At 63.8% G+C, this 23,473-nt stretch carries 22 protein-coding genes; 12 read left to right on the top strand and 10 right to left on the bottom strand.

Translation table 11 applies throughout. From position 1 onward, the window contains the following. Nucleotides 1-19: 19 nt before the first annotated feature. The 9 genes from pyrH (at nucleotide 20) to fabZ (ending at nucleotide 9,851) form a co-directional block, all read left to right on the top strand. Nucleotides 20-736 (top strand): UMP kinase, encoded by a 717-nt coding sequence (gene pyrH, locus IVB45_RS20070; RefSeq protein ID WP_018455040.1) that lies wholly within the window; start codon nucleotides 20-22, stop codon nucleotides 734-736. A 67-nt stretch (nucleotides 737-803) separates the two neighbouring features. Further along, nucleotides 804-1,367: a ribosome recycling factor gene (gene frr / locus IVB45_RS20065; RefSeq protein ID WP_027518196.1), complete on the top strand. Its 564-nt coding sequence runs from the start codon at nucleotides 804-806 to the stop codon at nucleotides 1,365-1,367. Nucleotides 1,368-1,460: 93 nt separating this feature from the next. Next, nucleotides 1,461-2,219, top strand: coding sequence for an isoprenyl transferase (locus IVB45_RS20060; RefSeq protein WP_247356325.1), 759 nt, complete (start codon nucleotides 1,461-1,463; stop codon nucleotides 2,217-2,219). Further along, nucleotides 2,216-3,058, top strand: coding sequence for a phosphatidate cytidylyltransferase (locus IVB45_RS20055; protein WP_247356326.1), 843 nt, complete (start codon nucleotides 2,216-2,218; stop codon nucleotides 3,056-3,058). The genes IVB45_RS20060 and IVB45_RS20055 overlap by 4 nt, the downstream gene beginning before the upstream one ends. Before the next feature lie 4 nt (nucleotides 3,059-3,062). Next, nucleotides 3,063-4,286: a 1-deoxy-D-xylulose-5-phosphate reductoisomerase gene (gene dxr, locus IVB45_RS20050; RefSeq protein WP_247289578.1), complete on the top strand. Its 1,224-nt coding sequence runs from the start codon at nucleotides 3,063-3,065 to the stop codon at nucleotides 4,284-4,286. A gap of 44 nt (nucleotides 4,287-4,330) precedes the next feature. Next, the gene (gene rseP, locus IVB45_RS20045) at nucleotides 4,331-5,482 is read left to right on the top strand and encodes an RIP metalloprotease RseP (protein WP_027567151.1); all 1,152 of its coding nucleotides are present in this window, start codon (nucleotides 4,331-4,333) and stop codon (nucleotides 5,480-5,482) included. A 187-nt stretch (nucleotides 5,483-5,669) separates the two neighbouring features. Beyond that, nucleotides 5,670-8,207 (top strand): outer membrane protein assembly factor BamA, encoded by a 2,538-nt coding sequence (bamA, locus tag IVB45_RS20040; RefSeq protein WP_027567150.1) that lies wholly within the window; start codon nucleotides 5,670-5,672, stop codon nucleotides 8,205-8,207. A gap of 118 nt (nucleotides 8,208-8,325) precedes the next feature. Beyond that, a complete protein-coding gene (gene lpxD, locus IVB45_RS20035; protein WP_247356327.1) occupies nucleotides 8,326-9,393 on the top strand; it encodes a UDP-3-O-(3-hydroxymyristoyl)glucosamine N-acyltransferase in 1,068 nt (355 codons plus the stop codon). Then, the gene (gene fabZ, locus IVB45_RS20030; protein ID WP_007603637.1) at nucleotides 9,390-9,851 is read left to right on the top strand and encodes a 3-hydroxyacyl-ACP dehydratase FabZ; all 462 of its coding nucleotides are present in this window, start codon (nucleotides 9,390-9,392) and stop codon (nucleotides 9,849-9,851) included. Before lpxD ends, fabZ begins: the two co-directional genes overlap by 4 nt. A 6-nt stretch (nucleotides 9,852-9,857) precedes the next feature. Here the strand turns inward: fabZ and IVB45_RS20025 are convergent, their stop codons facing one another. Beyond that, nucleotides 9,858-10,202 (bottom strand): KTSC domain-containing protein, encoded by a 345-nt coding sequence (locus IVB45_RS20025; RefSeq protein ID WP_247356328.1) that lies wholly within the window; start codon nucleotides 10,200-10,202, stop codon nucleotides 9,858-9,860. Between the two features lie 174 nt (nucleotides 10,203-10,376). On the opposite strand from IVB45_RS20025, the gene lpxA reads away from it, so the two are divergent. From lpxA to lpxB, 3 genes are read left to right on the top strand one after another with little or no spacing between them, the layout of a single operon-like run. Further along, nucleotides 10,377-11,168, top strand: a complete 792-nt coding sequence (gene lpxA / locus IVB45_RS20020; protein ID WP_247356329.1) for an acyl-ACP--UDP-N-acetylglucosamine O-acyltransferase — start codon at nucleotides 10,377-10,379, stop codon at nucleotides 11,166-11,168. Nucleotides 11,169-11,187: 19 nt separating this feature from the next. Continuing rightward, on the top strand, nucleotides 11,188-12,045 hold the full coding sequence (lpxI, locus tag IVB45_RS20015; protein ID WP_247356402.1) for a UDP-2,3-diacylglucosamine diphosphatase LpxI: 858 nt from the start codon (nucleotides 11,188-11,190) through the stop codon (nucleotides 12,043-12,045). After that, entirely contained in the window at nucleotides 12,042-13,226 is a 1,185-nt protein-coding gene (lpxB, locus tag IVB45_RS20010) for a lipid-A-disaccharide synthase (RefSeq protein ID WP_247356330.1), read from the top strand. The genes lpxI and lpxB overlap by 4 nt, the downstream gene beginning before the upstream one ends. Nucleotides 13,227-13,411: 185 nt before the next feature. Here the strand turns inward: lpxB and IVB45_RS20005 are convergent, their stop codons facing one another. The 9 genes from IVB45_RS20005 to gltX form a co-directional block, all read right to left on the bottom strand. Then, nucleotides 13,412-13,942, bottom strand: a complete 531-nt coding sequence (locus tag IVB45_RS20005) for a DUF1003 domain-containing protein (protein WP_027567144.1) — start codon at nucleotides 13,940-13,942, stop codon at nucleotides 13,412-13,414. Nucleotides 13,943-14,125: 183 nt separating this feature from the next. Next, nucleotides 14,126-14,893 (bottom strand): SDR family oxidoreductase, encoded by a 768-nt coding sequence (locus IVB45_RS20000; protein WP_247356331.1) that lies wholly within the window; start codon nucleotides 14,891-14,893, stop codon nucleotides 14,126-14,128. Beyond that, nucleotides 14,890-15,999, bottom strand: a complete 1,110-nt coding sequence (locus tag IVB45_RS19995) for an ATP-binding cassette domain-containing protein (protein ID WP_247356332.1) — start codon at nucleotides 15,997-15,999, stop codon at nucleotides 14,890-14,892. The genes IVB45_RS20000 and IVB45_RS19995 overlap by 4 nt, the downstream gene beginning before the upstream one ends. 10 nt (nucleotides 16,000-16,009) lie before the next feature. After that, nucleotides 16,010-16,867 (bottom strand): carbohydrate ABC transporter permease, encoded by an 858-nt coding sequence (locus IVB45_RS19990; RefSeq protein ID WP_027567141.1) that lies wholly within the window; start codon nucleotides 16,865-16,867, stop codon nucleotides 16,010-16,012. Continuing rightward, on the bottom strand, nucleotides 16,860-17,783 hold the full coding sequence (locus IVB45_RS19985; protein WP_247356333.1) for a sugar ABC transporter permease: 924 nt from the start codon (nucleotides 17,781-17,783) through the stop codon (nucleotides 16,860-16,862). Before IVB45_RS19985 ends, IVB45_RS19990 begins: the two co-directional genes overlap by 8 nt. Continuing rightward, nucleotides 17,780-19,066 carry an ABC transporter substrate-binding protein gene (locus tag IVB45_RS19980; protein ID WP_247356334.1) on the bottom strand — a complete coding sequence of 429 codons (1,287 nt, stop codon included), beginning with the start codon at nucleotides 19,064-19,066 and terminating at the stop codon, nucleotides 17,780-17,782. The genes IVB45_RS19985 and IVB45_RS19980 overlap by 4 nt, the downstream gene beginning before the upstream one ends. A 57-nt stretch (nucleotides 19,067-19,123) precedes the next feature. Next, on the bottom strand, nucleotides 19,124-20,302 hold the full coding sequence (locus IVB45_RS19975) for an ROK family transcriptional regulator (protein WP_247356403.1): 1,179 nt from the start codon (nucleotides 20,300-20,302) through the stop codon (nucleotides 19,124-19,126). A gap of 177 nt (nucleotides 20,303-20,479) precedes the next feature. Continuing rightward, nucleotides 20,480-21,784: a citrate synthase gene (gltA, locus tag IVB45_RS19970; protein ID WP_027567137.1), complete on the bottom strand. Its 1,305-nt coding sequence runs from the start codon at nucleotides 21,782-21,784 to the stop codon at nucleotides 20,480-20,482. Between the two features lie 195 nt (nucleotides 21,785-21,979). Then, the gene (gltX, locus tag IVB45_RS19965) at nucleotides 21,980-23,407 is read right to left on the bottom strand and encodes a glutamate--tRNA ligase (protein WP_247356336.1); all 1,428 of its coding nucleotides are present in this window, start codon (nucleotides 23,405-23,407) and stop codon (nucleotides 21,980-21,982) included. Between the last annotated feature and the right edge of the window lie 66 nt (nucleotides 23,408-23,473).

The following is a 23,473-nucleotide window of genomic DNA, read 5'->3' as shown; positions in this document are numbered from 1 at the left end:
CCGGACAAGGAAAGTACTCATGACTGATCCGGTCTATCGTCGCGTCGTGATCAAGCTGTCCGGCGAATATCTCGCGGGACCGCAGGGTTTTGGCATTGATCAGCCGACCATCGACCGGGTCGCCGACGATCTGATCGCGGCCCGCCATCTCGGCACCGAAGTCGCCGTCGTGATCGGCGGCGGCAATCTCTTTCGCGGCGTCGAAGTCTCCTCGCGTGGCGTGTCGCGCCCGACCGGCGACACCATGGGCATGCTCGCCACGATGATGAACTGCCTCGCGCTCGAAGCCACGATCGAGCGCAAGGGTACGCCTGCGCGCACGCTGTCGGCCTTCGTCATGCCCGAGATTTCCGAGCTGTTCACCCGCACCGCGGCACACAAATACCTCGCCGAGGGTCGGATCGTACTGCTCGGCGGCGGAACCGGTAATCCGTTCTTCACCACCGACACGACCGCGGTGCTGCGCGCAGCCGAGATCGGCGCCCAGGCGGTGCTGAAGGCGACCAATGTCGACGGTGTCTACTCGGCCGACCCGAAGAAAGACCCGACGGCGACGCGATTCGACCGTCTGACCCATTCGCAGGCGATCGAGGGCGGCTACAAGGTGATGGATGCGACCGCCTTCGCGCTTGCCCGCGAGACGTCGCTGCCTATCATTGTGTTCTCGATCGCGGAGCCGGGTTCGATCGGCGCTGTACTGCGTGGCGGCGGCCACGGAACCATTGTCGCCGGCTGACGGCTTGTCGTTGCGCCCTCGAGGGAAGGGTGCGGAGAGGTCGCCGGGATTTTGAAGGAGAAACGTGATGGCCACGGATAATTTCGATCTCAACGAAGTCAAACGCCGCATGCAGGGCGCGATCCAGTCGCTCAAGCACGAACTTGGCGGCCTGCGTACCGGTCGCGCCTCAGCCTCGATGCTCGATCCGGTGCAGGTCGACGCCTATGGCAGCCACATGCCGTTGAACCAGCTCGCCACGGTCAGCGTGCCGGAGCCGCGCCTGATCTCGGTGCAGGTCTGGGACAAGTCGATGGTCAAGGCGGTGGAGAAGGCGATCGTCGATTCCAATCTCGGCCTGTCGCCGGCGACCGAAGGCCAGGTGCTGCGCCTGCGCATCCCGGAGCTCAACGAGGAGCGTCGCAAGGAGCTCGTCAAGGTCGCGCACAAATACGCGGAAGCCGCCAAGGTCGCTGCGCGCCACGTCCGCCGCGACGGTCTCGACGTCCTCAAGAAGCTCGAGAAGAATCACGAGATGTCCGAGGATGATCAGAAGCGCCACGCCGACGACGTGCAGAAGGCGACCGACGGCACGATCTCCGAGATCGATCAGTTGCTGGCCGCCAAGGAAAAAGAAATCCTCACCGTTTAAAGCGCGCAGGATCGCGCTTTAGGTTATTGTTCGCGCATGATCTTTTCGGAAGGCCGCTTCGCACTCTTCCGGATCATGCTTTAAGGCAGCCTCATGTCCAACGCCGCCGCGCCCGCAACGGAAGGACCCGATCGGTCCGATGCGCCCGCGCATGTCGCCATCATCATGGATGGCAACGGACGTTGGGCGGCCGCGCGCGGCTTGCCACGGGCGGAAGGCCATCGCCGCGGCGTCGAGGCCCTGCGCCGCGTGGTTCGCGCGTCGCATGAACTTGGCATCCGCTATCTCACCATCTTCTCCTTCAGCTCGGAAAACTGGTCGCGTCCGGCGAGCGAGATCGGCGATCTGTTCGGCCTCTTGCGCCGCTTCATCCGCAACGATCTGGCGAGCCTGCATCGCGACGGCGTCAAGGTACGCATCATCGGCGAGCGGGACGGGCTGGAGGGCGACATCTGCGCGCTCCTCAACGAGGCGGAGGAACTGACGCGCGACAACACGCGGCTCACGCTCGTCGTCGCCTTCAATTACGGCTCCCGGCAGGAGATCGCGAAGGCGGCGCAGAAGCTCGCGCGCGAAGTCGCCGAGGGCAGGCGCGATCCTGATACGATCGATGCCGAGACACTGGGGGCGCATCTCGACGCGCCCGACGTTCCCGATCCCGATCTCATCATCCGCACCAGTGGCGAGCAGCGCCTGTCCAACTTCCTGATGTGGCAGGCCGCCTATAGCGAGCTTGTCTTCGTGCCGATTCACTGGCCCGATTTCGACAAGGCAGCGCTGGAAGGCGCAATCGCCGAATTTGCCAGGCGCGAGCGCCGTTTCGGCGGCCTGGTCGCGAAAACCGCCTCGTGAGCGACCCCGACTCCGCACCGGCCGGCTCTCAGCCTGCCCCGAGCAATCTCGTGATGCGAATCCTCGCGGCGCTGGTGCTGGCGCCGCTCGCCATTGCGCTCGCTTATGCCGGCGGCTGGCTGTGGGCGCTGCTCGTTACCCTGGTGTCGATCGGACTGTTCGCGGAATGGCTGATGGTGGTGGGCGCAGGCTCGACCGCGCTGACCGGGGCAGGGACGATCGTCATCGCCACGATGGGCTTGTGCGTTGCCTTCGGCGCGCTCAAGACCGCCATCATCACCGGCCTCATTGGCGGCGCGATCGTGACGGTGATCGCGCGGGGCAAGTTCGTCTGGGCTGCCTCCGGATTCGCCTATGCGTCGGCGGCGCTACTCGCCTCGATCCTGCTGCGGAAGGATCTCGTGAACGGCTTCGCTGCGCTGATGTTCGTGCTGCTCGTGGTGTGGGCGACCGATATCGGCGGCTATTTCGCCGGCCGCGGCATCGGCGGACCGAAGCTGTGGCCGCGCGTCAGCCCGAAGAAGACCTGGGCAGGGGCGCTCGGCGGCTTTTCCGCGAGCCTTTTGGTGGCGGCCGGCTTTGCCGCTTGCGGGATCGGAAAGATGGCTCCATTGCTGCTCGTCGCCGCGGTCCTCTCGGTCGTGTCGGCCTGCGGCGATCTGTTCGAATCCGCGGTCAAGCGGCGCTTCGATGTCAAGGATTCCAGTCACTTAATTCCCGGCCACGGCGGGCTATTGGACCGTCTGGACGGTTTTGTCGCTGCCATCCTGGTGGCATGGATTATCGGCTTCCTCCGCCATGGTGTGCATAGCGCCGGAAGCGGTCTTATGGTTTGGTGAAGATATGAGCGCGGTTCCATTGCGTAACAACAAGGCTGCGGCATCGACCGTCCGCAGCGTCACGGTTCTCGGCGCCACCGGCTCGATCGGCGACAGCACGATGGATCTGTTGCGCGCCTCTCCCGAGCGTTACCGTGTCGAGGCGCTGACGGCGAACAGCAATGTCGAGGCGCTGGCAAAGCTCGCGAAGGAGTTTTCCGCGCGCTTCGTCGCGATCGCCGACACCTCAAAATTTGCCGAGCTCAAGGCTGCGCTCGCGGGCACCGGCACCGAATGCGGCGCCGGCGAAAGCGCGGTGATCGAGGCCGGCGCGCGTCCGGCCGATTGGGTGATGGCCGCCGTGAGTGGCGCGGCCGGGCTGAAGCCGGCACTGGCGGCGGTCGATCGCGGCGCGCATGTCGCGCTCGCCAACAAGGAATGTCTCGTCTGCGCCGGCGATTTCTTCATGCAGCGCGCGGCGAAAGCGGGCGCCTGTATCCTGCCCGCGGATTCCGAGCACAACGCGCTGTTCCAGGCGCTCGCCTCGGGCAATCGTGACGAACTCGTCCGTGTCATCATCACGGCCTCCGGCGGTCCGTTCCGGACCTGGAAGCCTGCCGACATCGAGCAGGCGACACTCGCGCAAGCCCTGAAGCATCCGAACTGGAGCATGGGCCAGAAGATCACGATCGATTCCGCCTCGATGATGAACAAGGGGCTTGAGGTGATCGAGGCCTCCTATCTGTTCGCGCTCTCGCCGGACGAGATCGACGTCCTCGTTCATCCGCAGTCGATCATCCACGGCATGGTCGAGTTCTCCGACCGCTCGGTCGTGGCCCAGCTCGGCTCACCCGACATGCGCACGCCGATCGCGCATTGCCTCGGCTGGCCCGACCGCATCAAGGGTCCGGCCGCCAAGCTCGATCTGGCCAAGATCGGCCAATTGACCTTCGAGGCGCCGGATTTCGAGCGCTTCCCCGGGCTGCGCCTGGCCTTCGATTCGCTCCGGACCGGGAAGGGGGCGACCACGGTCTACAACGCCGCCAACGAGGTCGCGGTCGCCGCCTTCATCGCGGGCAAGATCCGGTTCGGCGCGATTGCCCGGCTGGTTGAGGCGACGCTGGACGACTGGGTTCGTGGCGGGAACCAGGCCCCGCTGACATCAGCGGACGATGCAATCGCTGTTGACCATGTTGCGCGAAATAGGGCTGCCGCCCTATTGCCTCAAATTGCCTTAAAGGCATCCTAGATGGTTCGGGGCCAGGGCCTTGCGGCGCTGGATGAGGGAATTCGATGATCGACTTTTTCGTCCATAGTTTCAACACGTTGAGCCATGGGCTCCTCGGCTACGCGGTTCCCTTCCTGTTCGTCCTGACCATCGTCGTGTTCTTCCATGAGCTCGGCCATTTCCTGGTCGCGCGCTGGGCGGGCGTTCGCGTGTTAACTTTTTCGCTCGGTTTCGGACCTGAGCTGGTCGGCTTCAACGACCGCCATGGCACCCGCTGGAAGATCTCGGCGATCCCGCTCGGCGGCTACGTCAAGTTCTTCGGCGACGAAAGCGAGGCTTCGACCCCGTCATCCGAGAAGCTTGCGGCCATGACGGCCGAGGAGCGGGCCGGCAGCTTCCATCACAAGAAGGTCGGCCCGCGCGCCGCCATCGTTGCCGCCGGACCGATCGCCAATTTCATCCTGGGCGCGCTGATCTTCGCCGGCATGGCGCTTTATTACGGCAAGCCGAGCACGATCGCGCGCGTCGACGGTGTCGTCGCCGACGGTGCTGCGGCGGCAGCCGGCTTCAAGATCGGCGATGTCGTCGTCCAGATCGACGGCAAGCCGATTGAAAGCTTTGCCGATATGCAGCGCATGGTTGCAATGAATGCTGGTTCGCCGCTTGCCTTCCAGGTCAAACGCGACGGCGCCATCGTGTCGCTGACCGCGACGCCGGCGCTGCTCGAGCGCAAGGATCCCTTCGGCAACAGCCACCGTCTCGGCGTGCTCGGCGTCGAACACAAGTCCCAGGCCGGTGAAGCCTCGACGTCGCCGGTCGGCGTCGGCGAAGCGCTCAAGATCGGCGTGGAGCAGGTCTGGTTCATCATCACCAGCACCTTCAAGTTCCTGGGCTCGTTGTTCGTCGGGAACGGCAATCCGAACGAGGTCAGCGGCGTGCTCGGCATTGCCAAGATGTCGGGGCAGGCGGCCAGCGCCGGGTTCCAGTTCGTGATCAACCTCTGCGCGGTGCTATCGGTGTCGATCGGCCTGCTGAATCTGTTCCCGATCCCGCTGCTCGACGGCGGTCACCTTATGTTCTATGCGGCGGAGGTTGCCCGTGGTCGGCCCCTGTCCGAGCGGACTCAGGAGATGGGGTTCCGAATCGGGCTGGGCTTGGTGCTGATGTTGATGGTGTTTGCGACCTATAACGACATCCTGCGGATGGCCGCATCCTGATAGGGGCTTTTTTGTGGCGCTGCCCGGGCGTTGCTCTTGGGCAACGTCTTGGAATGAAAATGGAATTACGGCGCGCTCGACCGTTTGCGGCGTCGGTGAAATTGTCTACAAGCGGCTTGAACTTGGGGAATCTCCAGACCGGCTTTGGGGTTGGGTCTGGTACGGAATGATAAGGGCGCGTTGCGCAATGAAGTTTGGACTGCGACTCCGGGGGGGCTTGCTCGCAACCCTGATCATGTTCGGCGCGCCGGTGCTTGCCCCGGTTGGGGCTGCCTTTGTGTCTTCGTCTGCGCTTGCTCAGACCGTGCAGTCGATTTCCGTCGAGGGAAATCGCCGGGTCGAGGTGGAGACGATCCGCTCCTACTTCAAGCCAGGTCCCGGCGGTCGCCTCGATCAGGGTGCCATCGACGACGGCCTCAAGGCGCTTATCGAGACCGGCCTGTTCCAGGACGTCAGGATCAACCGCGGTGCCGGTGGCCAGATCGTCGTCTCCGTGGTGGAAAACCCGGTGATCGGCCGCATTGCCTTCGAGGGCAACAAGAAGATCAAGGACGAGCAGCTCACCGGAGAAGTCCAGTCCAAGGCGCGCGGCACCTTCTCCCGCGCCATGGTGCAGTCCGACACGCTGCGAATCGCCGAAATCTATCGCCGTTCCGGCCGCTACGACGTCCGCGTCACGCCTGAAGTCATCGAGCAGCCGAACAACCGCGTCGATCTCATCTTCACGGTCGAGGAGGGCGCCAAGACCGGCGTCAAGTCGATCGAGTTCGTCGGCAACAACGCGTACTCGTCCTACCGCCTGCGCGACGTCATCAAGACGCACGAATCGAACCTGCTGAGCTTCCTCGCCAGCAGCGACATCTACGATCCCGATCGGGTCGAGGCCGACCGCGACCTGATCCGCCGCTTCTATCTCAAGAACGGTTTCGCCGACGTCCAGGTCGTGGCCGCGCTCACCGAATACGATCCGGAGAAGAAGGGCTTCAACGTTACCTTCAAGATCGAGGAAGGCTCGCAATACCGGGTCGGCTCGATCGACTTCCGCTCCAGCATTCCGAACTTCGATCCCACCCCGATGCGCAACTATTCGCGCGTCAATGTCGGTTCGCTCTACAACGTCGAATCGGTCGAGAAATCGGTCGAGGAGATGCAGATCGAAGCCTCGCGGCGCGGTTATGCCTTCGCCGTGGTCCGTCCCGGCGGCGACCGCAACTTCGAGGCGCACACCGTGTCGGTCGTGTTCAACATCGACGAGGGTCCGCGCACCTATATCGAACGCATCAACCTGCGCGGCAACACCCGCACTCGCGATTACGTGATCCGTCGCGAGTTCGACGTCTCCGAGGGCGATGCCTACAACCGCGCGCTGGTCGACCGTGCCGAGCGCCGCTTGAAGAACCTCGACTATTTCAAGAGCGTGAAGATCACGACGGAGCCCGGCTCGTCGAGCGACCGCGTGATCCTGCTCGTGGACATGGAAGAGAAATCGACCGGCGACTTCTCGGTCTCGGGTGGTTATTCCACCACCGACGGCGCGCTGGCCGAAGTCTCGGTTTCCGAACGCAATTTGCTCGGCCGCGGCCTGTTCGCCAAGGCGGCGGTGACCTACGGCCAGTATGCCCGCGGTTATTCGCTGTCGTTCGTCGAACCCTATCTGCTCGACTACCGGGTCGCGCTGGGTCTCGACCTCTATCAGCGTGAGCAGAGGTCCAACAGCTACATCTCCTACGGCACCAAGACGCTCGGCTTCTCGCCGCGCCTCGGTTTCTCCCTGCGTGAAGATCTGTCGCTGCAGGTGCGCTACTCGATCTACAGGCAGGAAATCACGCTGCCGTCCTACCTGGCGAACTGTAACAACGTAGTTGGGTCGGCGGCATTCAATCCAAGCCCGGCTTTCTCGGCGGCGAGCGGCATTCCTCTGGATGCCTCGACCAACGGCCTCGGCTGCTACAGCGACGGCGAGGCTTCGCTGCCGGTCCGCAAGGAGCTTGCCAACGGCAAGACGCTGACCTCGGCGCTCGGCTACACGCTGACCTACAACACGCTCGACAACAACAAGAACCCCACCGACGGTCTCCTGGTCGATTTCCGGCAGGACTTCGCCGGTGTCGGCGGCGACGTCTCCTACCTGAAGACTGTGGTGGACGCGAAGTACTACACTCCGCTGGTGTCCGATATCGTCGGCCTCGCTCGCATCCAGGGCGGCATGCTGAACAAGATCGGCAACCAGGATCTGCGCATGCTGGATCATTTCCAGATGGGTCCGAATCTGGTCCGCGGCTTTGCTCCGAACGGCATCGGCCCGCGCGATTTGAACCCCTTTGGTACGCAGGATGCGCTTGGCGGCACCAAATATTGGGGCGCTTCGCTCGAATTGCAGATGCCGTTCTGGTTCTTGCCGAAGGAAGTGGGTCTGAAGGGCGCCGTCTACGCCGACGCCGGCGGTCTGTTCGACTATCAGGGCCCGACGACGTGGTCTGTGACCAACGAGCTGACCACGACCAAGAATTCGAGCTGCACGCCGTCGACCGTCAATCCAGCCTCGGCTGGAACCTGCACCGGCTTGGTGTATGACAACGGCAATGCCGTCCGGTCGTCGGTCGGTGTCGGCTTGATCTGGGCCTCGCCGTTCGGTCCGCTGCGCTTCGACTACGCCGTGCCGCTGACCAAGGGCAAGAACGATCGTACGCAGGAGTTCCGGTTCGGCGGCGGCACCTCGTTCTAACAGCACGGCACGATCCGGACTACGGAGCCGGTTTCCGAAAGGGATCGTGCCAATCCAGGAGATCAGGCATGATGCGGCTTGGCCGCTTCATGCCGAAGCCGGACCGCGACGGGGTGGAATGGCGCAGCCGACCTTCTTCATACAGCCGCCCGCCTCAGCGCTGGCTGACATAGCCACGCTGATCAAGGCGGAGCTGGTCGATCCCGCAAGGGGCGGCCAAATCATCAGGGGTCTTGCTTCGCTCGACGAAGCCGGCCCGATGCACCTGACGTTCTTCGACAATCTCAAATATGCCGATGAGCTCAAGGCGACCAAGGCCGGTGCTTGCCTGGTGAGCCCACGCTTCGAGGCTCGGGTGCCCGCGCACGTAGCCGTGCTGCGGGCGCCACAGCCGTTCCGCGCCTTCGTCAGGATCGCGCGGGAGTGGCATGGCGACGCCCTCCGGCCGCAATCCTGGACCGGCAACGACGGTATCGCGCCTTCGGCCATCATCGATCCCACGGCGAGGCTCGAGGACGGCGTGATCGTCGATCCCCTGGCCGTGATTGGCCCTGACGTGGAGATCGGCAGCGGCACGGTGGTCGGCGTGGGAGCCGTGATCGGCCCGGGCGTCAAGATCGGCCGGGACTGCAATGTCGGGGCACGCACCGCTATCCAGTGCGCGCTGATCGGCAACGACGTGCTGATCCACCCAGGCTGCTCGATCGGCCAAGACGGCTACGGCTTCATCTTCTTCGGCCCCGAGGGCCACCTGAAGGTGCCTCAGACCGGCCGCGTGCTGATCCAGAACAACGTGGAGGTCGGCGCCGGCACCACCATTGATCGCGGGTCCTTGCGCGACACCGTGATCGGGGAGGGGACCAAAATCGACAATCAGGTCCAGATCGGCCACAATGTGACCATTGGCCGGCACTGCCTGCTGGCAGCCCAGATCGGTCTTGCCGGCAGCCTCACCCTCGGCGACAACGTGGCGCTGGGAGCCAAGGTGGGCATCAATAATCACGTCAAGATCGGGGATGGAGCTCAGGTGACTGCCATGAGCGGCGTCAAGGACGACGTCCCTCCCAACGGACGCTGGGGTGGTTTTTTTGCCAAGCCGACCAGGCAGTGGTTCAAGGAAATATTGGCGGTCGAGCGCTTGGCGCGCGACAGCAAGGCCGATCCGAAGCAGGAGGAACGGGAGTGACGGACGAAGCACCGGTCAGGTTCGAGCTTGTGGACATCAACATGATCCTGCAAACGCTCCCGCACCGTTTTCCGATGCTGCTGATCGATCGCGTGATCAACATCCGCACCGATTACAGCGGCATCGGCATCAAGAACGTCACCTTCAACGAGCCGCCGTTCCAAGGCCACTTTCCCGATCGCCCGGTCTATCCGGGCGTCATGATGATCGAAGCGATGGCGCAGACTGCCGGTGTGATCGGCATCAAATCGGTCGAGGGCACCGACAAGCCGCGCGCGGTGTATTTCCTGACCATCGACAAGTGCAAGTTCCGCAAGCCGGTGCTGCCCGGCGATACCATCGAATACCACATGCGCTCGATCGGCCGCCGCAAGGCCATGTGGTGGTTTCACGGCGACGCCAAGGTTAACGGCCAGGTGGTTGCGGAGGCCGATGTCGGCGCCATGCTGACCGACTGAGCGGGATCAACTTCTCTGGATACGCTCGCGTGCAGGACACGCGTACCGGCTGCCGCTGACCCCGCGCTTGATGTTCTGCTTGAAGAACTGGCCCATGGATGGTGCGCCCAGCAGGCGCTCGACCATCTCAACCGGCACGCCGCAGTAGCGGTCGTAAGCGCCGTCCATAGCCACGACGAGAGCCTGCTGCGCACGGTCGTAACAGACCCGCTGGAGCACCGTGCTGCGGGTGATGTCGCGGCATTCGAATGTCTTGAGATCGACGAGGCGGTGTTCGCCGGTCTTGATCGTCTCGGATACGATCGGCGCGGCGGCGAGCTGCGCGAGGAGAAGTGCCAAGGCCCTGACCACGATACCTGAAGCTCCGCGTAACTTATTGATGCGCCGGGAAGGCTGCCTCATCCGGCACTTGAAACAGGGAGAGATCATACGTCACTGGACAGATCGGGCATAGTCGCGCTAACCAGCGGAAAACTGAGCGACTTCAACACCTAATCAGACCTTCTTGATGAGTCAGATTGCTTGATGAGTAAGATTGATCCCACCGCACGGATCGCGGACGGCGCAGTAATCGGCGAGGGCACCGAGATCGGCCCCTTCTGCATCATCGGCCCGCATGCCGTGATTGGCAGTAACTGCAAGCTGATCGGACATGTGCATATCACCGCGCAGACCACGATCGGTGACGATTGCACCATCTATCCGTTCGCTTCGCTCGGTACGCCGCCGCAATCACTCAGCTATCGTGGCGAATTGACGAAGCTCAAGATCGGTTCGGGCTGCACGATCCGCGAGTCCGTGACCATGAATGCCGGCACGGTCGCAGGCGGCGGCATCACAGAGGTCGGCGACCGCAACTATTTCATGAATTGCAGCCATGTCGGCCATGACTGCCATGTCGGCAACGACGTGATCTTCGCGACCTCGGCCACGCTCGGCGGTCACTGCGAGATCGGCGATTTCGTCTTCATCGGCGGTCTGTCCGCGGTGCACCAGTTCACCCGCATCGGCCCGCAGGTTATGGTCGGCGGGGTGTGCGGCGTGCGCGACGATGTCATTCCGTTCGGCCTCGTCAACGGCCAGTATGCCGTGCTCGAAGGCCTCAACCTGATCGGCATGAAGCGGCGCAAGTTCACCAAGCAGCGGCTTGCGACCGTGCGCGCGTTCTACCAGAAGCTCTTCCATGGCCCCGCTACCTTTGCCGAACGCCTGGAGGCGGCGCGGCCGCTCGCCGGTGACGATCCCGCGATCGGCGAAATCCTCGACTTCATCGGCAAGGGCAAGCGCCCGCTCTGTCTTCCCGCCATCGCGAAGTGATGATGCGATGGCCCCGGGCATGACATCGGCGGCTTCGGAGATTTCATCGCCGGTCGGCGTGGTCGCTGGCGGCGGCGCGATGCCGTTCGCGGTTGCCGACTCGCTCGCTGCCCGCGGCATCACACCAGTGCTGTTTCCCCTTCGGGGGGCCTGCGATCCGGCACCGGTGGAAAAATTCCGCCATCGTTGGATCTCGGTCGGCCAGCTCGGCCGCGCCATGCGGCTGTTTCGCGAGGAGGGCTGCCGCGACCTGATCTTCATCGGCACGCTGGTACGGCCTTCGCTCTCGGAGGTCCGGGTCGACTTCACGACGCTCCGGCTGCTTGGCAATGTCATCCGCGCCTTCCGCGGCGGCGACGATCATTTGTTGTCCGGCGTCGGGCGCATTCTCGAGCAGGGCGGCTTTCGCATGGTCGGCATCAAGGATGTCGCGCCCGACCTCTTGATGCCCGAGGGCTGCATCAGCCGGGCCTGGCCGAGCGACACCGGCAAGACTGACATCGAGCGCGGACGCGCGGTGCTGACCGCGCTCGGTCCGTTCGACATCGGCCAGGCCGCGGTCGTGATCGATGGTCATGTGGTGGCGGTCGAGGATATCGAGGGCACCGATGCGCTGCTCGCGCGCGTGGCACGGCTGCGCGAAGAGGGCCGCATCCGCGCCGCTTCCGGGCGGGGCGTGCTGGTGAAGGTCCCAAAGAGCGGGCAGGATTTGCGCTTCGACCTGCCGACGATCGGACCGCGCACCCTCGAAGGCGTCGCCGCCGCAGGGCTCGCAGGCATTGCCGTCGTCGCCGGCAACACCATCGCGGCCGAGCCGCAGGCAATGATCGCACTCGCCGACGCCAAATATCTCTTCGTCATCGGCCTGCCGGCGTGATGCAGGGTCGCGATCCCAAGCGCAAGATATTCCTGATCGCCACGGAGGAATCCGGCGACCGGCTCGGCAGCGCCTTGATGAAGGTGCTGCGCCAGCGGCTCGGCGACGGCGTGCAGTTCGTGGGCGTCGGCGGCCACACCATGGCCCGCCAGGGGCTCGAGACGCTGTTTCCGATCGAGGAGCTCTCAATCGTCGGCTTCGCCGCGGTCGTGCAGCAATTGCCGAAGATCCTGCGGCTGATCCGCGAGACCGCAGAGGCCGTGACCGAAGCCGCGCCGGACGCGCTCGTCATCATCGACAGCCCCGACTTCACCCACCGTGTCGCCCGCCGCGTGCGGGCGCGCAATCCGGCGATTCCGATCGTCGACTACGTCTCGCCGCAGCTCTGGGCCTGGCGGCCGGGACGGGCGCGGACCATGCTCGGTTATGTCGACCATGTGCTCGGCCTGTTGCCGTTCGAGCCGGGGGAATATCGCAAGCTCGGCGGACCGCCATGCAGCTATGTCGGCCATCCGCTGATCGAGCAATTGCCCTCGCTGCGGCCGAACGCGGAGGAGCAGGCGCGCCGCGACGGCGAGCCGCCGGTGTTGCTGGTATTGCCCGGCAGCCGCCGCAGCGAGATCAGGCACCATCTCGACGTGTTCGGGGCGACGCTCGGCCGATTGCGGACGGACGGCCGCGCGTTCGAACTGATGCTGCCAACCATGCCGCATCTCGAAGCCACCATTCGTGAAGGCATCGCGAACTGGCCGGTCAAGCCTCAAATTGTGGTCGGCGAGAACGAGAAGCGCGCCGCCTTCCGCATCGCGCGCGCGGCATTGGCAAAATCCGGCACTGTGACGCTGGAGCTCGCGCTATCGGGCATTCCGATGGTGACGGCCTATCGCGTCGGCGCGATCGAAGCCTTCATCCTGCGCCGCGCGATCCGCGTCTCCTCGGTGATCCTCGCCAATCTCGTGATCGGCAAGGATGTCATCCCGGAGTTCCTGCAGGAAGACTGCACGCCAGAGAAGCTGGCGCCCGCGCTCACGGAGCTTCTGGCCGATTCACCGCTGCGCCGGCAGCAGGTGGAAGCGTTCGCCCAGCTCGATATGATCATGTCGACCGGCAACAAGTCGCCGAGCGTGCTCGCAGCCGACATCGTGCTGGCGACGATGCGCAAGGGCAGGCAGGCTAGCTAGGACGCGTACTCACAAACGTCGGCTTGCCAGCGCAAAGTGGAAGTCTCCCACCTAGAGCGCGATCGGCGGTTTGTGACTCAAAGCAGTCATTGAGTAGGAGCCGTCCGCGACTGTGGAAGACCCGCGTAGCACTCGATCCCTAGAGGCAGCGACTCGCTTGACGGTCCAGCGACAAGGAAGGTCACCTAGGCCTTATGCGGCACCGCTTCGGCCTCGATAGCCGCGACAAGCTCGGGCGCAAGGTGCGCAGACAAACGTTGAATGATATTGAGTAGCTGTAAGATTTCCTGCTCACGCAAGGCGTCAATCTTGTTGTGCAGCAATTCGATTTCGAGTTCAGCCTTCACATTTATTCGGTAGTCGTGTTCTGCGTGCTTGCGATCAATCTCGGATTGACGGTTCTGGCTCATCATGATGATGGGCGCTGCGTAGGCTGCTTGGAAGGAAAGAACTAAGTTCAGCAAGATGAAGGGATAGGGGTCCCAATGATTGATGAATGCCATCATGTTCAGAACGATCCAGATGCCAAGTAGTACGCTCTGGATGATAATGAAACGCCAGGAGCCAACCGTTTCGGCCACCCGGTCAGCCAGGATCGCTCCCGGAGCTAGGGCAGGTTTGGGTGTGTTGCGTGCCGGCTTTTGCGCCCGAAGTTCTTGCAATCGCTGCTGATCCTCGAGACTTAGGTGTATTTTGTGGCTTTGCTCGCTGTTCATTTGCGTCCCCAGTAAACATCTGGGCGAGTAAGCGCTTTTTAGTGCTCGCCGCTCCACGGTCATACTAGGGCCATTCCGTGCCGATGTCGCTTATTAGCCCAACTCGGACCCAAGGTGAGGTGCGCTCACGCGGCTGCTGTCGGAGACGGAGCGGACCTCTACGACAGCGGCTCGGTTCACGGTCTAGCCGAGACCAGCGTCGACCTGAAAACATTGGCGCGTGATGCGCCGGCTCTCATCGGAGGCGAGGAACAGCGCCATGTTCGCGATGTCGTCGGGCGTCACCGCGTCGGGAATGGCCTGACGCGTGCGCAACTCGGCGATCACCTGGTCGTCCGGGTACCACAGCCGGCGCTGACGCTCCGTGATCACCATCCCCGGCGCGATCGCGTTGACGCGGATGCGGTCGGGACCGACCGACCGGGCGAGCGAGTTGGTGAAGCCGACGATCGCGGCCTTTGCCGCGGCGTAGACCGGCAGCCCCGGCGCGCCGCGCATCCAGGCAATCGACGACATGTTGATGATCGAACCGCCGCCGCGGGCCTGCATTTGCGGCACCACCGCTTGCGCGGCAAAGAAGACGTGCTTGAGGTTGACACCGATCATCCAGTCGAACTCGGCCGGGGTTACCTCGGCCAGCACCTGGCGTTGATCATTGGCGGCGTTGTTGACGAGGACCGCGGCATCGCCAAGCGATCCTTGCACCTGTGCCATGGCGTTGCGCAAGGCGTCGATGTCGAGGAGGTCGCACGGCACGAACAAGGGTCCGGTCCCGGACGCAGCTTTCACTTCCGCGACCAGCGCCCGGCCGGCTGCTTCATCGAGATCCAGGAACGCGACGCGAGCCTCCTGGGCTGCGAACGCCCGCACGAAGGCGGCACCGATGCCGCTGGCGCCACCGGTGATCAATACCACGCGATCCCTAAGGCCGGCATAGCTCGTTCGTGTCATGCGATCAGTCGCTCCGTCTCAGGGTCGAACAGGCAGATGCGGCGCGTGTCGAGCGCGAACGGGGCGGCGGCTCCCGGTGTGGGGCGGATGTCCGGCGTGATGCGCGCCAGCGCAGGCTCGCCGCCAAGCCGCAGCAGCACGATCGTTTCGGCTCCCGTCGGCTCGACCATCTCCACCGGCGCGTGGACGACGACGGGTGGATCGGCGGAAAACACGCGGCTCCCCTCGGCGATGCATTCCGGCCTGATCCCGACCACCACGTCACGGCCGACAAAGGGGGCCGCCGCGTCGTATTGGCCAAGGCGGAGGCGGACCTCGTCCGGCCGTCCCGCGCCGATCACGACCACCGGGCCGCCGGAATCGGCGTCGAGCCGTGCCGGCATCGTGTTCATCGGCGGCGAGCCCATGAAACGAGCCACGAACAGATTGGCGGGATAGCGATACACGGTGTCAGGGTCGGCAAACTGCTGCACCACGCCCCGATGCATCACGGCGATGCGCGTCGCCATCGTCATCGCCTCGATCTGGTCGTGGGTGACATAGACGATGGTAGCGCCGATGCGCTGGTGCAGCCGCTTGATTTCCATCCGCATCTCGACGCGCAGCTTGGCATCGAGATTGGAGAGCGGCTCGTCGAACAGGAAGAGCAGGGGATCGCGTACCAGCGCCCGGCCCATCGCCACACGCTGGCGCTGGCCGCCGGAGAGTTGCGACGGCTTGCGACCGAGCAGCGGCTCGATCTGGAGCAGCCGGGCCACGTTCGCCAGCGCCTTCTCCTGCTCCGCCTTCGGTACGTGGCGGCATTCCATGCCGAAGGTGATGTTCTGGCGTACCGTCATCGACGGATAGAGCGCGTAGGACTGGAACACCATGGCGATGTCGCGGTCCTTCGGCGGAATGTCGTTGACGATACGTCCGCCGATTTCCACGGTGCCTGCGCTCGGGAGGTCGAGCCCGGCGATGATGTTGAGCAGCGTGGACTTGCCGCAGCCGGATGGACCGACGAGCACCGTGAATTCACCGCTCTGGATGTCGAGATCGATGCCCTTCAGCACCTCCAGATTGGCGTAGCGCTTGGACAGGGAGCGAATGCTTAGGGCTGCCATGACATTCCGATCATTTCACGGCCCCGGCGGTGAGGCCGCGCACGAAATACTTGCCGCCGATCAGATAGATCAGCAGGGTCGGCAGGGCGGCGATCATCACCGCCGCGCTTTGCACGCCATGCTGCGGGATGTCGGCGACCGCGGCGGATAGCGCGATCAGCGCGGCGGTGACCGGCTGCTGCTGACCGGTCGTGAATGTCACGCCGTAGAGAAATTCGTTCCAGATATGCGTGAATTGCCAGATCACGGTGACGACCAGAATAGGCGGGGAGAGCGGCAGGATGATGCGCCAGAAAATGCGAAAGAACCCGGCGCCATCGATGCGCGCAGCTCTTATCAAATCCTGCGGGATGGCAGTGTAGTAGTTTCGGCAGAACAAGACGGTAAAAGAGAGCCCCTGGATCGTATGGATCACGACCAGGCCAGTCAGCGTATTCATCAGGCCCGTATCGCGCAACACGATGGTCCAGGGAAGCAAGCGCATCTGCTGGGGAAGGAAGAGCCCAAGAGTCACGATGCCGTAGATCCAGCTATCGCCGCGAAAGCGCCAGAGCGATATGGCATAACCGGCGACAGCACCAAGCAGGGTCGAGAAAATCGTCGCGGGGATCGTGACCAGCGCGGAGTTCAGCATGTACGGCCGGATGCCGGCGCAGGTCTCGGCGACGCAGAAACCGCTCCAGGCCGCGGCGTAGTTGCTCCATGCCCATTGCTTCGGCCAGCCGATCATAGAGGCCTGCGCGATCTCCTCGTTGGTACGGAGCGAATTCAGGACGACAACAGCCAATGGCGCGAGCCACGCTGCAGCGACCAGCGAGACGACGAGATAGATCAGAATCCGGCCTGGCGCGATGGTTCGCTCACGCATCGATCGCTCGCCGCCGCTGGACATAGCGCCACGCTGCATAGGGCAGTAAAACCGCGAGAAGAATGAGCAACATGAGCACTGCCGCCGCCGCTCCCCGTCCGAGCAGGCTGCGCTGGAACATCAGGTCGTAGACGACGAGGGCCGGCAGTTGGGTCGCGATCCCGGGTCCGCCGTTGGTGAGCGCGCGGACGAGGTCGAAGGTCGAAATCGCGAACTGCAGCTGGATGACGATGACGGTGATGGTGATCGGCCAAAGGGTCGGCAGGATGACCCGCCGGTACATTCGGATCGGTCCGGCGCCGTCGATCTGCGCGGCCTTGATCAGGTCGGCGTCGACGGAGCGGAGGCCGGCCAGGAACAGCGCCATGGCGAAACCGGAGGATTGCCAGATCGCAGCGATAACGATGGTCCAAATAGCCATGTCGCGGTCGATCAGCCAGTCGAACCGGAACGAGGTCCAGCCGAGGTCGCGGACCAGCTTCTGGATTCCGAGGCCAGGATTGAGCAGCCAACTCCAGACCGTGCCGGTGACCACGAATGACACCGCCAGAGGATAGAGGAAGATGGACCGCAGCAGGTTCTCGCCGCGAATGCGCTGATCGAGCAGGATCGCAAGGATGAGGCCGGTCGCCAGGCTCAGCAACACGAAGGCGCTGCCAAACAGCAGCAGATTGTCCAAGGCAATCTGCCAGTTCCGCGATGCTGCAACCGAAGAATAGTTGCGCAAACCGACCCAGCCCGAGACCGGGACCAGAGTGGACGGCGTGAACGATATCCAGATCGTCCACAGCGTAAACGCAATGAGATGCGCGGCGGACAACAGCAGCGGCACCCAGATCGCCAAATATTCGGGCAGCCGGCGTACCCAGTCAGCGGCCGCCGGCTGGCCCGGTGTTGTCGAGACGGCGATCGTCAACGTGAGCTCTCGACGGCGTCGGCGAGGCGTATGGCCGCTTGCTCCGGTTTGATTGTCTTGTTCTTCACGTACTCCGTGATCACGTCGATGATCGCTGCGGTCATGCCGTTTTCCTGTGCCATGTTGTGCGCAAGGCTGAGGACGGCCTGATTGCTGGCGATCGCGTCTTTCAGGGCTGCTGCGGTCCGCCGTTGACCGTCCGACCAGCCTTCGCCCGACAGATCGACATCGGTGCGCACGGGTATCGATCCCGTGATCTGCGAATACATGGTCTGGATCGCTGGATCCATGACGAGCTGGGCCATCAGCGTCTGGCCGGCTTGCAAATCGGGCTCCTTGCGCTGCCAGAATATGAACGCATCGGCATTCAACAGGAAGACCGGCTTGCTATTGTCGCTCGGGCCCGGGGCGATGATGAAGTCCTCGAACTTGAAGCCGGCGTTGCGCAAGACGCCCTGCGCCCACCCGCCCATGATCATCATCCCCATGTCGCCGTCGACAAAGCGCTTTAGGTTGGTCGAAAAGTGCTGGGCGCCGACGTTGGGATCCATCCAGTCGGCAATCTTGCGCACCTGTACGAAGGCCGCCTTTATCTCGGGGCCTTCCAGGGCCTTCTTGTCGAGGTTCATGATGGCTGCGCGGTATGCGGTGGGACTGATGCCTGCCAAAGCGGCCTCGAATTTTTGGCCGTCGTCCGCGCGGGTGCCACCGTTGGCGATAGGATAGGGGACTCCGCCTGCTTTCATCTTCTCGGCGAGGTCGTTGAACTCAGCCCATGTGACGGGGATCTTGTCGGCCTTGGCCTTGTCCATCGCGCGTTTGGAGAGAAACAGCATGTTGGTGCTGTAGATCTGCAACGGCAGTGCAATCCACTTGCCCCCCGGCTTGTGCAATTTTGCAAGGTCTGGAGCGACAACCTTTTCGTATCCGGCGGCAGCGACGACGGCGTCGAGATCGACGGTCGGGGCAATCTTGGACCAGGCGGCGATCTCGGGACCTTTGAGCTGCGAGCAGGCCGGTGGATCGCCGGCCATGATCTGGGCACGCAGCTTGTTCATCATCTCGGTGGTGAAGCCGGGGACGGGCGAGTGCTGCCAAACTCCGCCTTTCTCCTCGAACTTCTTGCCGAGCGCCGTGATGGCCGCCCCGTCGCTGCCTGCGGACCATTGCGAGATCGCAGTCAGACGCGGCTTGATCGCGCCTTGCGCGCGGGCAAATGCCGGCAGCGCGAGCGCGGCCGCAGATCCGGCGAGCAGACGGCGCCTTGTTGTTGTGATCGGCATGGCAAGTTCCTCCCGGTGTGAACTCTTTCGCGCGAGCGCCGCGCGGTATCAGGTATCTCAGGCGGCCTCGCTCGATGCGGCCGGCATGCCGCCGCGGCCAGCGAGGCAGAAAGCCGCGAACGCCAGCGCCGCCCGCGGATCGTTGCCATTCGACGGCGGCACGAAAGCGAGCGACACTTGCGCGTGCTTGCGGCCGCCCAACAGACAGGCGTCGATCCCCTCGACGAGCGCGTTGCGATCGTCCTCGGCGAGAAGCGACGGCCAGCCGCTGATCGCGACGCCCTTGCAGGGCTTCACGTTCAGCGTATTGCCGATCGCAAGGCCAAGCCGGAATAGCCGCCGGCGCAATTCCTGCCGCACGCGCGATGAGAGCGGCATCGCGGTCACCCATTCGCTGCCGAGCTGAAGCAATTCGGCTTCCGCGACGCCAAGAAGCTCGGCCAGGGCCGGAAGCGACGTATAGGCCTCGACGCAGCCATGATGACCACAGCGGCAAATTGGTCCGTCGGCTCCGAACACCATGTGGCCGAGCTCGACCGGCTGGAGAGCATCGTCCTCGATCGGATCATCCATCCAGGTGCCCGCGACGCCCTGACCGACAAATACGAAGAGATGCGCCCCGCTGAATGGATAGTTCTCCGTGCGGCAACGGTGAAAAATGGCGTGCGCGACGACGGAGTTGGTGAACTCGACCGGCACGCCGGCAAAATTTTCGCCGAACATCTCGCTGATGCGCCCGACGTCGCAGGGGATGATCGGATTGCCTGACGCGCCCAGTCGTCCGAGACCTGGAATGGAGACGCCGATCTGCGCGAGGGGGATGCGCCGGCGCCGCGTCCAGTCGTGCAGCAATGTCATCGCCTCGCGAAACGCCCGGCCGACGGTCGCGACGGTCGGCGTCTTCGGTAGCGGCACATGCCAGGTGTGGTGCAGTTCGCCCGATAGGCCCCCGACGCCGACGCTGAGCCGCTGGGTGGTCAGCTCAAACGCCGCGAGCGCCACCTCGCCATCGAGCGACACGAGGCCCGTCGGGCCACCGACGTAAGGGGCAGGGCGCCGCACTTCCTCGATCAGGCCTTCGGCCTTCAGGTCGAACAGGATGCGCGACAGGCTCGCTTCCGACAGGCGCACGGCCTTCGCCAGCGGCGGCCGGAACGACCCGCCGGACTGAAGCAGATGAGTCAAAATGGCAGCACGCGTCTGCCGCCGACTTCTCGGCTGCTCCGGCATTTCCATCCCTGTCGTCATTCTTACTTAGAGTAAGAATTTGCGCGCGAAGCGTTTCGACGTCAAGCGCCGGCCGAGGCATTGCGCCGACTTGTTGTTGTGCGCGGCAGCAAGATTGTATCGGCGCAAAACAAAAAACGGCGCCATCCGGAGATGGCGCCGCTTCGAAAGCCGTGATGGCTCGACTTACTTCCGGTCCTTGATCGCGACGTAGTCGCGGCGGGTGACGCCGGTGTAGAGCTGGCGCGGACGGCCGATCTTCTGCTGCGGATCCTCGATCATCTCGCTCCACTGGCTGATCCAGCCGACGGTGCGGGCGACCGCGAACAGCACGGTGAACATCGAGACCGGGAAGCCCATCGCCTTCAGCGTGATGCCCGAATAGAAGTCGACGTTCGGGTAGAGCTTGCGGTCGATGAAGTACTGGTCGCTGAGCGCGATCTTCTCGAGTTCGAGCGCCACCTTCAGCATCGGATCGTCGCCATGGCCGGTCTCCTTGAGCACGGCGTGACACATCTTCTGCATGATTTTGGCGCGCGGATCGTAGTTCTTGTAGACGCGGTGACCGAAGCCCATCAGGCGGACTTCAGAGTTCTTGTCCTTCACCTTAGCAATGAACTCGGGGATCTTGTCGACCGAGCCGATCTCGGCGAGCATCGCCAGCGCTGCTTCGTTGGCGCCGCCATGCGCCGGGCCCCACAGGCAGGCGATACCGGCGGCGATGCAGGCGAACGGGTTGGCGCCGGAGGAGCCGGCGATACGCACCGTCGAGGTCGAGGCGTTCTGCTCGTGGTCGGCGTGCAGGATGAAGATCTTGTCCAGTGCATCCGCAAGCACCGGGTTGATCTTGTAGTCCTCGCACGGCACGGCGAAGCACATATGCAGGAAGTTCTCGGCGAACTTCAGCGAGTTCTTCGGATACACGAAGGGCTGGCCGACCGTGTACTTGTAGGCCATCGCAGCCAGCGTCGGGATCTTGGCGATCATGCGCATGGAGGCGATCATGCGCTGCTTCGGATCGTTGATGTCGGTTGAGTCGTGATAGAACGCGGCGAGCGCGCCGACAGCCGCCACCATGATCGCCATCGGATGGGCGTCGCGGCGGAAGCCCTGGAAGAAGCGGGCCATCTGCTCGTGCACCATCGTGTGATGGATCACGCGGTCGTCGAAATCCTTCTTCTGCGCGGCGGTCGGAAGCTCCCCGAACAGCAGCAGATAGCAGGTCTCGAGGAAGTCGCCATTCTCGGCGAGCTGCTCGATCGGATAGCCGCGGTATTCCAGCACGCCCGCGTCACCGTCGATATAGGTGATCTTGGACTGGCAGCTCGCGGTCGAGGTGAAGCCCGGGTCGTAGGTGAACAGGCCGGACTGGCCGTAGAGCTTGCCGATATCGATGACGTCGGGCCCGACGCTGCCGCTGTGGATCGGAAGATCGAAATTCTTGTTTCCGACCGTCAGTGTGGCGGTCTTATTGCTTGGTTTTGCGTCCATCAGAGGTCCCCGATGTATGGTGAAACGGGCCGGACCCGGAGGCCCCGATGAGATATCGCGGGGCAGGCCGGATGTTCCAGAAGGTACGGCTGAGATGGGTATATTATTGCTGTGTGCGCTGCAAGATGGCGCCACGCATGGTCGACTTACGTCGTAGCCTGGTCCTTGGCCCCGGTCCTTAGCGCGGTCCTCGGCCTATTCCGTGGCCTGATCTTTAAGCCGGCCCAGGCTTTCCTGGCGTCCCAGGACGTCCAAAACCTCGAATATGCCGGGCGACGTCGTCCGTCCCGTCAGCGCCGCCCGCAGCGGCTGGGCGACCGCGCCGAGCTTGAGACTATTTTCCTCGGCATAGGCGCGCAGCGCGGCTTCCGCATTGGCCGCGCTCCACATCTCGACTTTCTCCAGCGCGGAATGAAGCTGGCCGATCAGCTTGCGGTTCTCAGGCGTCAGCAGCGCTGCCGCCTTCGGATCAAGCTCGAGCGGCCGGTCGGCGAAGATGAAATAGGCGCCGTCGATCAGTTCGATCAGCGTCTTGGCGCGCTCCTTCAGGGCCGGCATGGCCTTCAGCACCTGCGCGCGCGTGGTGTCGTTTAACTTGGCCTTAAGCTCATCGCGGCTGGGCACGACGTGGTCGAGCACGTCCTCGAACATCTTCACGAGTGATTGATCGTCGGCATTGCGGATGTAGTGGCCGTTGAGGTTTTCCAGCTTGGCGAAATCGAAGCGCGCTGCTGCGCGGCCGACGCTGGCGAGGTCGAACGCCGCGATCATCTCCTCGGTCGAGAAGATTTCCTGGTCGCCATGGCTCCAGCCGAGCCGGACGAGATAGTTGCGGAGCGCGGACGGGAGGTACCCCATGGCGCGGTAGGCATCGACGCCAAGCGCGCCGTGCCTCTTGGAGAGCTTCGAACCGTCCGGGCCGTGGATCAGGGGGATGTGGGACATGCTCGGCAGCGTCCAGCCCATCGCGTCGTAGATCTGCTTTTGGCGGGCCGCGTTGATCAAATGGTCATCGCCGCGGATGACATGGGTGACACCCATATCGTGGTCGTCGACCACCACCGCGAGCATGTAGGTCGGGTTGCCATCGCCGCGCAGCAGGACGAGGTCGTCGAGATTCTCGTTCTGCCAGACCACGCGACCCTGGACCTGATCTTCGATCACGGTCTCGCCGGTCTGGGGCGCGCGGAGTCGGATGGTGGGCTTCACGTCGGTCGGGGCCGTCGCCGGATCGCGGTCGCGCCACAGGCCGTCATAGAGGCGGGTGCGCCCCTCGGCGCGCGCCTTCTCGCGCATCGCGGTGAGCTCCTCGGCGGTGGCGTAGCAGCGATAGGCCTTGCCCTCGGCGAGCAGCTCCTCGGCGACCTCGCGGTGGCGAGCGGCGCGGCTGAACTGATAGATGACATCGCCGTCCCAGCCGAGCTCCAGCCATTTCAGGCCGTCTAGGATGGCGCCGATCGCCGCCTCCGTGGAGCGCTCCCGGTCGGTGTCCTCGATCCGGAGCAGCATCTTGCCGCCGTGCTTCTTCGCATAGAGCCAGTTGAACAGCGCCGTGCGCGCACCCCCGATATGGAGGAAGCCGGTCGGAGAGGGAGCGAAGCGGGTGACGACGGGAGAGGTCATTCTTGGCAAGGCCTATGCATTGGAGGCGGTGGTATATAACAGGACCGGAGCATAACTAAAGCCCGG

The sequence above is a fragment of the Bradyrhizobium sp. 4 genome, from assembly GCF_023100905.1.
GTDB lineage: Bacteria > Pseudomonadota > Alphaproteobacteria > Rhizobiales > Xanthobacteraceae > Bradyrhizobium.
This window is presented reverse-complemented; position numbering and strand designations above follow the sequence as displayed.